Source organism: Thalassoglobus sp., from assembly GCF_048270125.1.
Taxonomy (GTDB): Bacteria; Planctomycetota; Planctomycetia; order Planctomycetales; family Planctomycetaceae; genus Thalassoglobus.
Genome location: NZ_JBLWTN010000026.1, coordinates 1 through 13,509, shown reverse-complemented (window position 1 = coordinate 13,509; position 13,509 = coordinate 1). Strand labels below are relative to the sequence as shown.

The following is a 13,509-nucleotide window of genomic DNA, read 5'->3' as shown; positions in this document are numbered from 1 at the left end:
TTGGAAACAGCAGGAGGTTGTCAATCGTTGGTGTGACGGTCCACCATCTCGTGATGCCAGTCCCAAAGGTGAATCTCATCTGCTGTGGCGTGGCGAACGGTGTGAATCTCAATCGGAAAGTTGTGTGTCACCAACTCCTTGAGCATCGGCTCAGCTCTGGTCCGCGCTTCAGGTTCATCATCAGCCTCCACCAGAACATAGTGCACACGTGTCGCGACATAAAATTTCATCGAGTTCTCCTACTTGGATGCCAGAGTGAACAACCCCTTGTCGACTTTCACGAACCGGGCGTCGTTACCTTTTGTGTTGATCTCCCTGAGGAGTGCAGCATACAGAGTGTTGTGGGGTGTCTTGCCATTGGGGCTGGTCCACAGTTTCTGTTCTGCCATGGCGGTGATCAACGCTTTGGAGTTCATTGGCTCACTCGCTTTGGACAACACCTTCGCCGCGGCGTCGAGCATGCTCAGCTTCTTCTTGGCAGTTGGTTTCGGTTTCGTCGTCGCCTTCGGTTCAGTTACCGTGGTCTTTTTCGTGGTCGTTGCGTTGGTGCTCGTTGCTGTGGCTTTCTTGGTCGTCGCTTTCTTCTTCGCCATGGTCGTTTCTCCTGTTTGAAAAGTGTTGGTAGGCAGTCCCCATCGACCGCCTGCCATGACCATGAGTTACCTCAGCTTCAAACAGTCATGAAGGCAGATGTCGCAGCTGATTCAGCAGGTTCTCGAAATACATTTTCACGCTTCGATAACCGTCTGAAAAAAGGGCCACGAGACACGGCCAGGTCGCACAGAATCGCTCCTGTCGCGTTGTGCGCCTTGGATGGGAAGCGACTCGGTTTAGCTGCGGCGGCGTGGCTAGGGGGCCTATTGGTTCCTTCCGGGCGATGCGTAGAGGCTCCGTTCTCGCATTCGCGTAATTTTTGTGCATAACGTGTTGAATCCCTGAGTAAGTAAGAGTTGATGGCGAAGAAGAAAACAGCACGTTCACCACAGAAAAAACAGGGGCTGGCGGATCAGCTCGATCGCCAGCTGGCAAATTCTGCTTACCGCAAGGTGATGGCTGGGGAGCAGCCGACCGCGCAGGAAAAAGCGGCCCTTAAGCGTTATGAGAAGGAACAGGAAGAGACACGCCGCTGGCAATATTACGAATCGATCCCACAGAAACATTGGCGACAAATGTCTGGTCGTCAGACAAAGGTTTTGAATGAACAGGCGGAACGGTATGGCATCCCCTTTGGTGGACGGACAATCAACCTGCCGCAGGTCGTTCATGCTCTGCATGATTTCCTGGCTGCCAACGCCAGAAAGTTCATCGATGACGATGACGACCTCCTCAATGCCAATGTCTCCTCACCAGCACTGGAACGATACCGTGAAGAACGTGCCAAACTTGCCAAGCTTGATCGCCTCGAACGGGAACAGAGACTCGTCTCGCGTGATGAGATTCGGCAGGGACTGGGACAAATCGCCGGGATCCTGAGAACCGCAGGAGACGTCCTGCAGCGACAATACGGAAACGGTGCCGTCGAGATCCTCAACGAAGCCCTTGATGACGCAGTCGATGCGATCTCTCAACTCTGTGGTGCTGAGAATATTGAACCAGCGGAGGATCACGAATGATCTCATCCTGCGCTCATGAAGAGTTAAACTGGTTCCTACAGCGATCACGCGCTGCCAAAGTCCGCTCCATGCTGGAGTTCGCTGAGTCCGAGATCGTCATTCCCGATGGTCCCTATGAAGGTCGTCGGTTTCGTTGTCAGCGTCAGCCCTATACAGGTCTGTGGTTCGATGCGATTGATTCGGGGAGTTGGAACCGGTTCGTCGCTACGGGACCAACACAGTCTGGAAAAACATTGGCCTGTTTCCTGGTGCCGTTGTTGTATCACCTGTTTGAAGTCGGTGAGACGGTGATTTGCGGGTTACCGGACATGGACATGGCAGCGGACAAATGGCGGGAAGACATCCTGCCGATCATTGAAAAGTCCCGTTATCGGAACCTGATGCCTTCCAAAGGTGGTGGATCTCGCGGTGGGAAAGTGGAGGCAATCCAGTTCCTCAACGGGGCCACACTCAAGTTCATGTCGGGTGGAGGTGGAGATAAGAGCAGGGCAGGGTTCACATCCCGAGTAGTGGTGATCACGGAAACCGATGGGATGGATACTCCCGGTGCCAGTAGCCGTGAATCAGACAAGGTGACTCAACTCGAAGCGAGAACGAGAGCGTATGGATCTCGCAAACGGATTTATCTGGAATGTACGGTCTCCACTCAACAGGGACGAACCTGGCAGGAATATCAAAACGGGACAAGTTCCAAAATCGCTCTCCGTTGTCCGCATTGCCAAGTCTGGGTGGTTCCTGAGCGTGAACAGTTAAAAGGTTGGCGAGAGACGGACTCGCAGGTCGCTGCTCGAAGTTGTGGGCAGTTTCATTGTCCTGAGTGCGAGAAACCATGGGATGAAGCACAACGAACGGATGCCAACCGTCATGCACGACTGCTGCATCATGGTCAGACCATTGAGAATGAAGAACTGGTCGGGGAACCAAAACCAACGGAAACACTCGGGTTCCGCTGGTCAGCTGTGCATAATCTGTTTCTGGAGGCGGGGGAGATCGCTGCGGATGAATGGCGCGCATCACGCTCTGCGGATGAAGACAACGCCGAACGAGAAATGCGACAGTTCGTGTGGTGTTTGCCAGTGTTGCCTTCCCGCTGGGAAGAGACTGCGATCCGTACTGAAGAAATCACGCATCGCGTCGCCAAATGGCAGCAGGGAATCGTCCCCGCTGGAACACAGCATCTGACCGCAGCGATCGATCTGGGGAAATATCTCTGTCACTGGGTGCTGGTGGCCTGGAGTCCTCAGGCGACTGGACACATCGCGGATTACGGTCGGATCGAAGTGGCCTCCCCGGAACTGGGGGTGGAGAAAGCCCTGCTGGTCGCGTTGCAGGAGTTCGGGGATCGAGTTCTGGAAGGCTGGCAGCTGGAAGGGAGTGAAGAAACCGTTCTGCCCGGAACCGTGTGGGTTGATGCGGGGTATATGACCGATGTGGTCTATCGGTTCAGTCAGGACTATCCGGGGTTCCTGCCGGCGGTTGGTCGTGGCGCTACTCAGCAGCGTCAGCAATGGTATCAACGGCCCAAGTCGACCGGAGCGATCGTCCGGCAGATCGGAGAAGGCTATCACCTGAGTAAGCTGCAATCCCCCTCGACGTTCCTGTTCGAAGTGAATGCCGATCACTGGAAGACGTGGGTGCATCAGCGGTTGGCGACACCGCTGGGAGAACCGGGCGCGATGACGCTGTTCCAGGCGCCAGCCCATGAACATCTCTCACTCGCCAAGCATCTTACCGCAGAAAAGAAGACGGAAGAGTTTTTACCGGGGAAAGGTGTGGTGACGCGGTGGGAATGCATTCGGCGGAACAATCACTGGTTCGATGCGTTGTATAATGCCTGTGCTGCCGGGCATTACGTTGGAGCACGGTTGATCCAGGACTCTCAACCCGAGCCCCGCACCTACGGCAAGCTGAGCGACCTCGCCCAGTCAAAACGTGACCAGCGGGGCGGAATGGTCGACACTCAACGCTGGGAACGGATGATGGAGAGGTACACCAGGATCGAGCCGCGAAGATGAGGTGACATGCGTTGGATGCCAATGCAGAAATCGACCGTGGTATCGCCTCTCTGCTATCAGTGAGGGAAAACAATCGTCTGCGGGTCCATGCCATAACTTCGCACTGTTCAACAGCGACTGGAGTGCGAATACTCGGATGGCTCGGACTGTTGAAGTTGGTACCTGAAACGCTTGTCACCGCTGCATGCCTTGGTTTAGTTCACCGTCTGGTATATCTTGAGTTCGCCATTATCTTTGAGACGAATAATGGCTGCACCGTCTTGAGAAAATCGGACCTTAGTCCCGCTGGAACCATGCGGACGTTCAAGTTCTAGAATCGGCTGAAGTGATTCGGTGTGCCACACTGAAAGGAGTCCGTCGACGGTCAGACTCGCAAGTTCGAGTCCGCTTTGTGAAAAGTCCAGGCTGTGAATTTCATCTCGATGCCCTTTTGTAGAATTGATGAGTGTTCCTGATTCAAGATCCCATAGGCTAATTCGACGATCATGGCTCCCCGCAGCGATGAACCTGGAATCCGGCGAAAATGCGACCGTTTCCAGCGTCGACTGGTGGAAACTTAACCGGTGCTCCAATTGCAGGTCATCTGTGCGAAAAACCAATAAGTCATCCATCTCTCCGATGGCGAGAAATTCTCCGTTTGGAGAATATCGAACAGTATCGCATTGGATGGCAGATATAACACGATCAAACCTTGCGTCGTTGACATCCCAAACGTCAATGCTATTTCGCTTTCCGTCGAAACATGCGAAGGCAACTTTCTCACCATCTGGCGAAATGTCAATTTCATTGATAGTTCGGTCGATCTTTCGGTTCATCACCTCCCTGTTCTCTTCCAAGTCATAGACGATCACTCGCTCATGCGACGCCAGAACGATTCGATCGGCGTTCCGAGCGGCATGCAGGTGATGCCACCGAGAGGTCGATATGATGGGGGTTCTTTTTTTTGTGTGATGTTTCAGATCGTAGATAGTGACGTAGTTACCGCAAACGACTAATTGTCCGCCGGATGCCAGACAGAAATCTTCTGCAGATCGAATCACGACGTGGTTTCCGGAATCAGCGTTCCACTGTCTGACATAACCATCTCTCCCTCCTGAAATGACTTCACACTTAGAACCGATCAGCAGGGTTTGTACATACGGGGCATGCGATTCCCATATAGAAGCCGGTGTCTGGCTCAGATCCACTCTCTTAAGTATATCCTGTCCAAGGTTCCACACATTGATCGCACCACCACGATCTCCAGACACAATGCGTAGGGGGGACTCCAGGAAAGCGACGGTCTCAATTGCGTCAAACGCGAGGGATTGGTCCCATTTCTGATTTGACAAGTCTGTCACTACGACCACGCCGTCGACATTGCCAGCCGCGACGTATCGCCCATTGCGAGAAATTGCAACACTTGTCATACGGCCCCCTTTGTAAGTGTACCACCGTCTTACAAGTTCCTTCTCTTGCAGATTCCAGACACTACAAGTCCTGTCGGAACTGCTGGCTGCTAATGTGGTGTCATCTTCACTCAATGCGATTTGCTCGACTTCGCGTTCATGCACATCGAATGTGCTTTGTATTGTTTTTGACTCCACTTCAATCAGTCGAATCAGGCCATCATCACCACAACTGATCGCACTTTTTCCGTTCGAGGTGATGAGAACATCGTTGACTTCACCCTGGTGAACTTCAAGACTCCACCTTGCTGGATGATGTTCAGAGAACTGCTTAAGATCGGGGTTCGAGAGATCGAGTGGCTGCGACTCCGTGGCTTTGAGCAAATCCTCCCCGTACCACCCATAGATCTTCCCATCATTGCTTCCGACCACGATATGATCACCAGACTTCGACCAGGCAACAGCATTAACTCCAGTCGCAATCCAGGCCGCTGCCCAGGTCTGTCTCGTCTCCATCAGTCGCAATAATAAACGACCATCTTCTAGAGCAATGACTAGATAGTCTTCGTTTGGAGATAAGCAGAGATCCTGAACATTTCCACTCAAGTCGACTTCCCAGTCTGGTGTTTTTTGAGTGAGTTTTCTGAGATAGTTCGCTGCGAAACCAGCAGAAATGGAATCGGGTTCAGGACGATGATCATCGATGAGTCCAGAAGCCCGGACGATGTCTCCTGCCCAAATCGCATCGGAAGCGAGCTTCATTTGTGCAATCTTGAGACGCTCGTTAGCTGTGCGTTCAGCTGAGATGGCGGATTGTTCATGTTGTTGGGCTTCGATTGCCAACCGTTCCGCCAGCAATTGTTTGTCTCGCGAAATCGCCTCGGATTGCATGGCATGACTTGCCAGCCAGAGGCTGGTGGTGAGGCCAATCAGGAATGTGACCATCACACTCGTAATCGCAACAACCAGTCCACGATGGCGTGAGATCAGTTTGCGAGTTTGATAGAGCAACGATGGAGGACACGCACGGACGGTTTCTCTTGCGAGATACCTTTCGACGTCTTCAGAAAACTCATTCGCAGTCTGATATCGACGCTCTCGGTCTTTATCGAGCGCTTTCATCACAATCCAGTCGAGTTCTCGTCGAAGTTGTTTTGCGATTTCTTCCGCTCGATAAGTCCGTTTGTCACCAATTGTTGACAGATCGGAATGTTTGATCGTACTGATTCGAACACTGGGCCGAGGTGGATCCTGTTCTTTAATGAGCTTGCGAATGCCGTCAATTCCCAATTCGGAAATGCTGGTGCGATCAAACGGTGTCGTCTCTGTCAGCATTTCGTAAAGAATGACTCCGAGAGAATAAATGTCACTGCGAGTATCGATATCGAGGCCACTCAATTCAGCCTGTTCGGGAGCCATGTAGAGTGGGGTTCCGATTAATTGTGAGTAATGGGTGAACAAGGTCTTGTCTGTTAACTCTTGATCGAGCGCCTTTGCGACTCCGAAGTCAATGACTTTTACGACAGGGATGCTATCATGAAGAGTGACCATAATGTTACTGGGCTTGATGTCCCGATGAATGATTCCCTTCTGGTGCGCATGCTGCACGGCATGACAGACATTGATGAACAGTTTCAGACGGTCTTGTAAGTTGAGTTCTTTTTCCCTGCAATACTTAGTGATCGGCACTCCACGTACCAGTTCCATGGCAAAGTAAGGGCGCCCGGAATCAGTGGCTCCACCATCCAGAACTTTGGCGATATTCGGGTGATCCATCAGTGCCAGTGCTTGTCTCTCCGCATCGAAACGTGCAATCACCTCCTTGGTATCCATGCCCATCTTGATGAGCTTGAGAGCCACTTTGCGTTTGACAGGTTCAAACTGTTGGGCCATGTAGACCGTACCCATCCCGCCGCATCCGAGTTCTTCGAGTAGCTTGTATGGACCGATTGTGGGGTGAGTGGACAGGTCGACGGCATCGACCACTGAAGCGTTTGCACTCTCATCGGTAGTGAGATTTTCTTCAGCATCATGAGAGATGAATGCGGGGAGCTGACCGTTCACATGGTGGACTGCCTGTTCCAAAATATCATCCACTGAGTCTTCGTCGACTCTCAAAAGCAGCTCTATACGCTTTCGCATTGCAGAGCTTGAGCATGACCGGTCCAGAAAGGAATTACGATCTTCGGGATGGCTGAGCTGGATCGCTTGGAGGTAAATCTCACGTTCCTGAATCGATTTGTCTCTGGATGACATCCCTCGTTCCAACATAAATCAATATCCATCTCAACCATGTATCACGCTCTCTGGATATCAATACGTATTTACACTCGAATGAGTCTCATTTTTACTGGGAAAATCTGAAATCCTTGTTTGGTGCTTTCAATCGGGCTCACGTCTGAGTCGAGAGCGTTCTTTAGTGACTTCATCACTCTTCGTTTGTAAATTCCAGATTGAACCAGGCTTTCGCGTACTTCCAACAGCGAAAGGCCGTTGCTCTGGAAGCACCAAGAACTTTTGCCGCTTCAGTGATCGACAATCCACCGTAAACTCGTAGTTTGACCAATTCAGCGATTTGTGGATCGTCGGCTTCGAGTTTCTGTAAAGCCTCATCGAGTTCCAGAAGGTGTTCAGGCGTCAAGGGGATGGAACGCTCGGCAATTTGATTCATGTCTGCAGTGATAACGCTGCCGTCACGCTTCTTCGTTTTTTTCGAACGAGCATGGTCGATCAGAATACGTCGCATTGCTTCGGCAGCTGCGGAAAAGAAATGAGCTTGAGAATCCCAGGTTTGGACCTGTTCGACATCGACCAGCCTAAGAAATGCTTCGTGGACCAATGCGGTCGGTTGAAGAGTATGGTCGAATCGCTCGTTTTTCATTCGTTGCGCAGCGAGTTTGCGAAGCTCAGCGTAGACCAGCGGCAACAGCTCTGAGGATGCAAATTGATCGCCAGATTCGAACTTACGCAGGACTCTCGTGATATCAGACATGGTTCACAATGTATGGTAATCGTCGAGCAAACGCCCCCAATGATTTTGGGAATTCTCAGTGAAAATCGAATTGGCCAAAGTGTTTATGAGAAAGAGATGAGTAGGGATTTTCGCTCAGCCCGGGGAGTTCGAGAGTAACTGGGCGGAAATTGAGTGTCCCACCGTATATGGCGAACCTTCCAAACGAAGCCATGCTGCACAAGCACGAAGTCATCTACGGACCTACCTGCCAGAATATCATTGAGATCTTCTAGGTCGAGCGCTTTCCGTGCAGCAGTGTAGTTGAGTGGAATCGGTGATGTGAACCCAGTGCGTCGTCTGATGTTTCTGATGGATTTAAATTTTTCTCAATTATTTTGAGACACTGGTAAATCAGATATCGCATTGATGAACGGGCACACAGCCCCATTGCCAAAAAGATGGAACGATGCACACCGACTTCCCTTGAGTAATAAAACCAAGAATTCGCAATTGTGCGGAGTTTCGGCAGGTGTGCTCGACATCATTTAAACGCTTCGCTGCATGAACAATCTGCGATGAACTCCCTGCCTGTTTATGTACTGAGTAGCCCTTAAAGAATGCTGCAAAGATCTGAGTTGGTTCCGGAAGAGGTTGCAAAATTAATGCTCTGATTCTCGATACCGCTAAGCAATATTGATGAAACCAACCGCGCGGTGATCGTTCCACTCGGAAGATGAAAATGAGCCTGAACCTAGTTTGTCAATAATAAGTTGAGAAGCAAGAAACACCGACCAGTGAGCCCGTGCCGCCAAGCACAACTCACCGACCGACCCAGCCCCCCGAACTCACAGTCTGCGCCCCTGTGGGGTTGTTTAAATATACCGTGCAGACGACAGAGTCTAAAGGATCACATAATGGCACGATCACAGTGTTTTTCGGTGTTTGCAATCTTACTCATGCTGTATGGGAACGAGATCGCTGCCGACGAAATCACGTACACAATAACTGGCAGAATTGTAGTCTCTGAGGACACATCTTATCCCAATCCGTGGGCATTAGAGTATGGATCATCAGACACACCATATACGATCACGATGACGTTTGAGGACAGAGAATATCCATATGCAAGCACTGGCTATGGAGAAGCGATCAACATCTATGCGTCCACCCCGAACTCAGGATTCCTCTATGGTGAAATGACATTAGGGGAAGAGACTGCTCAAATCGATACAAATTATTCGCTCTACATGCGCTTTGCAGAAGAGTTTCCCATCGACTCCCAAACGTTTAATTTGGTCAACTCAACGTTTCGGGTCAGGTTGCGGGGTAAATCAAACCTGGTTGGTGTCCTGGCAGCATTGAATCAGGCAGCATTTGACTTCAGCGGAGGCACTTCTAAGTTACCTGAATTATCGCTCGGGGAAGACGACTTTTATCGAAACGATGGAAGATTTGGAGCCTACACATACGTCACCACTTCCATTACCTGCAACTGCAATACTATTCCCGAAGCCAATGCAGGTCCGGATCAAGTTGTCGATTGCACAAACTCCGACGGTGCGGTTGTGACCCTGAATGCGACAGCATCATTTGATCCCGATGGTGATGAACTTACATATGAATGGAGCGTCCCCAATGGAGTCGTCCTGGATGTCCCAACGAGTCCGACGCCGACCGGCATATTCCCAATCGGAATCACTACCGCCACGCTGACTGTCACTGATGGAAACGGCGGTCTGGATGTCGATGATGTTGTAGTCACCGTCGTCGATCAGACACCTCCAGAAGTCGTCTGTACAACCAGTGTCGCCGCTATCTGGCCTCCGAATCATAAAATGATCCCAGTCATGATCTATGTCGACGCAACGGATCACTGCACCAATCCCGAAGACCTAATCCTGGGATTGGTTACAGTTGAAAGTAATGAACCAGATGATGCTGAGGGCCTTGGCGACGGAGAGACTACCGGCGATGTTGATGGCCAGGATGGCTTCACCGCTCCCGTCGATGTGACGGATCTCCTGACTTACAACCCTGAGACTGCCAGTTTCGAAGGTCTGGTGCTCTTAAGAGCAGAACGTAACGGCGAGGGTGTTGGCCGCAGTTACAGCATCAACACGACGGTCATCGATTCCTCTAACAACATCGCTGACACTAGCTGCGTGGTAGTCGTCCCCCACGATCGCAGGAAGCAGAAGTGATCAGTGACACTACGTCAATAAAAGATTTAGAGATCAAAATCAGTGCGAAGAGTTTCATGACAAGACCGGGCTGTGATTGCAATGAAGCGAATAGCTGGGGTGCTGAAGTCCTCACGCTGTTGCGAGTACTTCTCGTTTGTTGGACCACGTTAGGATTCTGTACGGTTGGGCAGGCCGAGATCCTCTCTGCCGGGTTTGATTTGAACCAGGTTTCGAATGATGAGGTTCTCAACGGAGTCCTGAAACTCACATCGAAAGATGGAGAAACTTCTCCCGAACTCAAACTGGCTATTGAGCATTTCCGTGCGGGGAAGATCGACGCTGCGTTTGCTGCATTCGGACAGGCTCGGAGCAGTCTGCCGCATCTTCCTCCTCCTGAAGTGATGATCAGTCGCCTGTTGATTGCGAGCCAGAAGTTCGAACCGGTCAACGGATTGCTTGAGCGTGCGATCCTGGATACTCCCCAGTCTCCAGTGGTTGCTCTCGCATTCGGTGAATTTGCTTTGGCGACAGGCCGAAACGCCGATGCTCAGCTGCACTTTGAACGTGTACTCGACCTTTATGAGATTGAAGAGAGTTCAGACCTGTCAGCGAACAACAAAGCCCCTGCGAAGATTCTCGCTGCGGTCTACTCGGGGCTGGCAGTCATTGCGGAACGCCGTCTGCGGTGGGATCAGGCTCAAGCTCTACTCCAGAAAAGTCAGGAACTCGCTCCCAAGGACACCCGTCTGGTGTTGCGAAAAGCCCATGCCTTGTTTCAGCAGGAGCAATATCAGCAGGCGACCGAAGAACTGCAGCGTGCTGTTGAAATCGATGCCAATTTACCACCCGCTGAGTTGACCGTGGGGACCTGGTATGTCGCTGCGAAGAAATTTGATTCCGCGACGGAAAGCTTTGAAACGGCATTGCAGCAGTCTCCAGAAGACTTTCGTGTGATCTCCACAGCCACAACGTATTTCCTGGAGCGGGGCGCATTCACACGGGCAGAAGAAGTTCTCAACAGCAGTCCCAGCGAGGAACACTCCACGCGCCGCTTTCAGATGTTACGGGGTAATGTCGCTCGTGGTGCTGGTGACTTGAACACAGCGGAATCCTGTTTTGAAAACTTACTGGCTGAGGCTCCTGCAGACATCGAAGCAGCCAACCAGTTGGCGGCAGTTCTGGCAGAGCAGGATGAGCAGAGCAAGCGGCAACGCGCACTGCAACTTGCGGAAGTCAATTTCCGTCAGTTGCCGCGATCTGCCGAGTTACGGGCCACACTCGGGTGGGCGCTGTTTCAACTCGAACGACTCGACCTCGCAGAGCAGGTGTTCCAACCGTTGAATTCCGGGAGCACCATCTCTCCCGATGCCGCGTATTACTACGGTCGATTCCTCGAAGCACGCCAGCAAACCGAACAGGCAGGTCGACTCTACGCCACAGCGATGCAGGCTCAAGGAGTTTTCATCCATCGGGCAGACTGCGAACAACGGGTGAAATCACTGCTAGGAGAACGGAATGCCTCAAGCAAAGAGTAAGTCAGCAATGTTGTGGTCAGCTCGTCGATCGCAATCTTCTCGGGCCGAGAGAGCACGAAAGTGCTCGAATGAATTCAGTGGTTTCTGAAAAGTGAGCATGCTTATCAGAAATCACTCCCCCTTTAATCCTCCCCCTCAATCGGAAGAGTACAGATAATGTTGAATTATTTATCGCCGAGTCTGACGTCGCGACGTAAACGCTGGATGTGTGCGTTGTTGACTGGGACCGCCGCGTTGTTTGTTCAGGGTGAGCACCTTTCCGCTCAAGAAACCATTTCTTCCTCGACCACGCAAACTGGCGGAACTGTCGCGACGTCTGGAAATGGTCTGTTGGAAATTACGCACGGGACAAGCAGTCCGGTGCTGACTCTTGAATCCACAGCGACCAGAAATTCTGAATTTCTGGTGATAGGCACATCAAGTGGCGAATCCGGCGGACTTGTGATTCAAGGGGGCAGCGCACTCAATAATAATTCAGGTACGACTGACAATATCTCTGTCGGCGGAACGACCGTCTACGATGGAAATTCGTATCTTGGGTTGAACCAGGGGAGCATTGGTTCTGCAACCGTAACGGGGACCGGATCTGCACTGAATAGTACGTCCACGCTGTACGTCGGGAATTCCGGAACCGGAACGTTGAACGTTTCGGATGGCGGAACGGTTTCCAATACCAGTGCCACTGTTGGTCGCAACTCACTGAGCATTGGCGAAGTGAATGTTAGCGGCACCGGATCTGAGTGGAACAGCGCTTATGGTCTGTCCGTTGGCAGTTCCGGAATGGGAACGCTGAACGTGACTAGTGGTGGAACCGTTTCGAGCGTCTATGGTTATGTTGGTAACAGTCCATCAGGCGTCGGTGAAGTGAATGTCAACGGTTCCGGGGCAGCTTGGAATTCTACGGATACTCTATACATCGGAAATTCCGGAACCGGCACTTTGAACGTTTCGGATGGCGGAGCCGTTTCAAACAACAGAGCCTATGTTGGTATTGGATCAGACAGCAACGGTGAAGTGAATGTCAGCGGTACCGGGTCTACATGGAACAGCACGAATAGCCTGTACCTCGGAAGTTCCGGAACAGGCACACTAAGCGTGACAAGTGGTGGAACCGTTTCGAACGGAACTGTCTATGCTGGGTTCGGTTCAACGGGCGTTGGTGAAGTGAATGTCAGTGGCACCGGGGCTGCGTGGAATAGTACATCGACTCTGTTCCTCGGCCGTGACGGGACAGGTACAGTGCACGTGACAAGTGGTGGAGCGGTTTCGAACAGCACTGCCACTCTTGGGCTCGGATCAACGGGCATCGGCGAAGTGAATGTCAGCGGCTCTGGGTCTACATGGAATAGCATAAACTATCTTAATCTCGGCTTTTCCGGAAAAGGCATTGTGAATGTTTCGGATGGCGGGACCGTTTCGAGCAGTAGTGCATTTATCGGTGATGGTTTAACTGGCGTTGGCGAAGTGAATGTCAGCGGCACTGGGGCTGCATGGAACAATACGAATAGTTTAGTCGTCGGAGATTACGGCAAGGGCACACTGAACATATCGCTTGGTGGAACGGTTTCAACAGGTAGCTCTGCAATTGTTGGTCGCGTTTCCGGCAGCGTTGGCGAAGTGAGTGTCAGCGGCGCTGGCTCTGCCTGGAACAGTACGAATGGTCTGTATGTTGGTGGTGGATTATCAACTACCGGAGGAACGGGTACGGTCACGATCTCTGATGGTGGATTGGTCGCTGTGAGCGGCAGTAGTAGTCGGGTTTGGTCATCTGGAACAATCGATATTCAGAACGGAGGAACGTTCCATCTTCAATCAGGCACAT

Annotated in this window: 8 protein-coding genes and 1 pseudogene; 5 read left to right on the top strand and 4 right to left on the bottom strand. The window is 51.6% G+C overall.

What is annotated here, in order from left to right; genetic code table 11:
* Positions 1–20: 20 nt before the first annotated feature.
* Complete coding sequence (locus ACN0YR_RS20395; RefSeq protein ID WP_417851062.1) at positions 21–230, bottom strand: hypothetical protein; 210 nt, start codon at positions 228–230, stop codon at positions 21–23.
* Between the two features lie 9 nt (positions 231–239).
* Positions 240–593, bottom strand: coding sequence for a winged helix-turn-helix domain-containing protein (locus ACN0YR_RS20390; protein ID WP_417851061.1), 354 nt, complete (start codon positions 591–593; stop codon positions 240–242).
* Positions 594–953: 360 nt separating this feature from the next.
* Between ACN0YR_RS20390 and ACN0YR_RS20385 the strand changes: the two genes are divergently transcribed.
* Together ACN0YR_RS20385 and ACN0YR_RS20380 are read left to right on the top strand one after the other, a co-directional pair.
* Positions 954–1,613 carry a hypothetical protein gene (locus ACN0YR_RS20385; protein WP_417851060.1) on the top strand — a complete coding sequence of 220 codons (660 nt, stop codon included), beginning with the start codon at positions 954–956 and terminating at the stop codon, positions 1,611–1,613.
* On the top strand, positions 1,610–3,628 hold the full coding sequence (locus ACN0YR_RS20380; RefSeq protein WP_417851059.1) for a terminase gpA endonuclease subunit: 2,019 nt from the start codon (positions 1,610–1,612) through the stop codon (positions 3,626–3,628). The genes ACN0YR_RS20385 and ACN0YR_RS20380 overlap by 4 nt, the downstream gene beginning before the upstream one ends.
* 194 nt (positions 3,629–3,822) lie before the next feature.
* Here ACN0YR_RS20380 and ACN0YR_RS20375 read toward each other — a convergent pair whose 3' ends face one another.
* Entirely contained in the window at positions 3,823–7,158 is a 3,336-nt protein-coding gene (locus ACN0YR_RS20375; protein ID WP_417851058.1) for a protein kinase domain-containing protein, read from the bottom strand.
* Between the two features lie 286 nt (positions 7,159–7,444).
* On the bottom strand, positions 7,445–8,008 hold the full coding sequence (locus ACN0YR_RS20370) for an ECF-type sigma factor (protein WP_417851057.1): 564 nt from the start codon (positions 8,006–8,008) through the stop codon (positions 7,445–7,447).
* An 875-nt stretch (positions 8,009–8,883) separates the two neighbouring features.
* On the opposite strand from ACN0YR_RS20370, the gene ACN0YR_RS20365 reads away from it, so the two are divergent.
* The 3 genes and pseudogenes from ACN0YR_RS20365 to ACN0YR_RS20355 form a co-directional block, all read left to right on the top strand.
* Complete coding sequence (locus ACN0YR_RS20365; protein ID WP_417851056.1) at positions 8,884–10,170, top strand: PKD domain-containing protein; 1,287 nt, start codon at positions 8,884–8,886, stop codon at positions 10,168–10,170.
* Between the two features lie 56 nt (positions 10,171–10,226).
* Positions 10,227–11,687 carry a tetratricopeptide repeat protein gene (locus ACN0YR_RS20360; protein WP_417851055.1) on the top strand — a complete coding sequence of 487 codons (1,461 nt, stop codon included), beginning with the start codon at positions 10,227–10,229 and terminating at the stop codon, positions 11,685–11,687.
* A gap of 156 nt (positions 11,688–11,843) precedes the next feature.
* A pseudogene (locus tag ACN0YR_RS20355) lies at positions 11,844–13,509 on the top strand (hypothetical protein); the annotation flags it as partial.

Coding starts and splice junctions, on each gene's coding strand:
- ACN0YR_RS20395 (WP_417851062.1), bottom strand. CDS start 230: ATGAAATTTTATGTCGCGACACGTGTGCACTATGTTCTGGTGGAGGCT.
- ACN0YR_RS20360 (WP_417851055.1), top strand. CDS start 10,227: ATGACAAGACCGGGCTGTGATTGCAATGAAGCGAATAGCTGGGGTGCT.
- ACN0YR_RS20375 (WP_417851058.1), bottom strand. CDS start 7,158: ATGCGAAAGCGTATAGAGCTGCTTTTGAGAGTCGACGAAGACTCAGTG.
- ACN0YR_RS20390 (WP_417851061.1), bottom strand. CDS start 593: ATGGCGAAGAAGAAAGCGACGACCAAGAAAGCCACAGCAACGAGCACC.
- ACN0YR_RS20365 (WP_417851056.1), top strand. CDS start 8,884: ATGGCACGATCACAGTGTTTTTCGGTGTTTGCAATCTTACTCATGCTG.
- ACN0YR_RS20385 (WP_417851060.1), top strand. CDS start 954: ATGGCGAAGAAGAAAACAGCACGTTCACCACAGAAAAAACAGGGGCTG.
- ACN0YR_RS20370 (WP_417851057.1), bottom strand. CDS start 8,008: ATGTCTGATATCACGAGAGTCCTGCGTAAGTTCGAATCTGGCGATCAA.
- ACN0YR_RS20380 (WP_417851059.1), top strand. CDS start 1,610: ATGATCTCATCCTGCGCTCATGAAGAGTTAAACTGGTTCCTACAGCGA.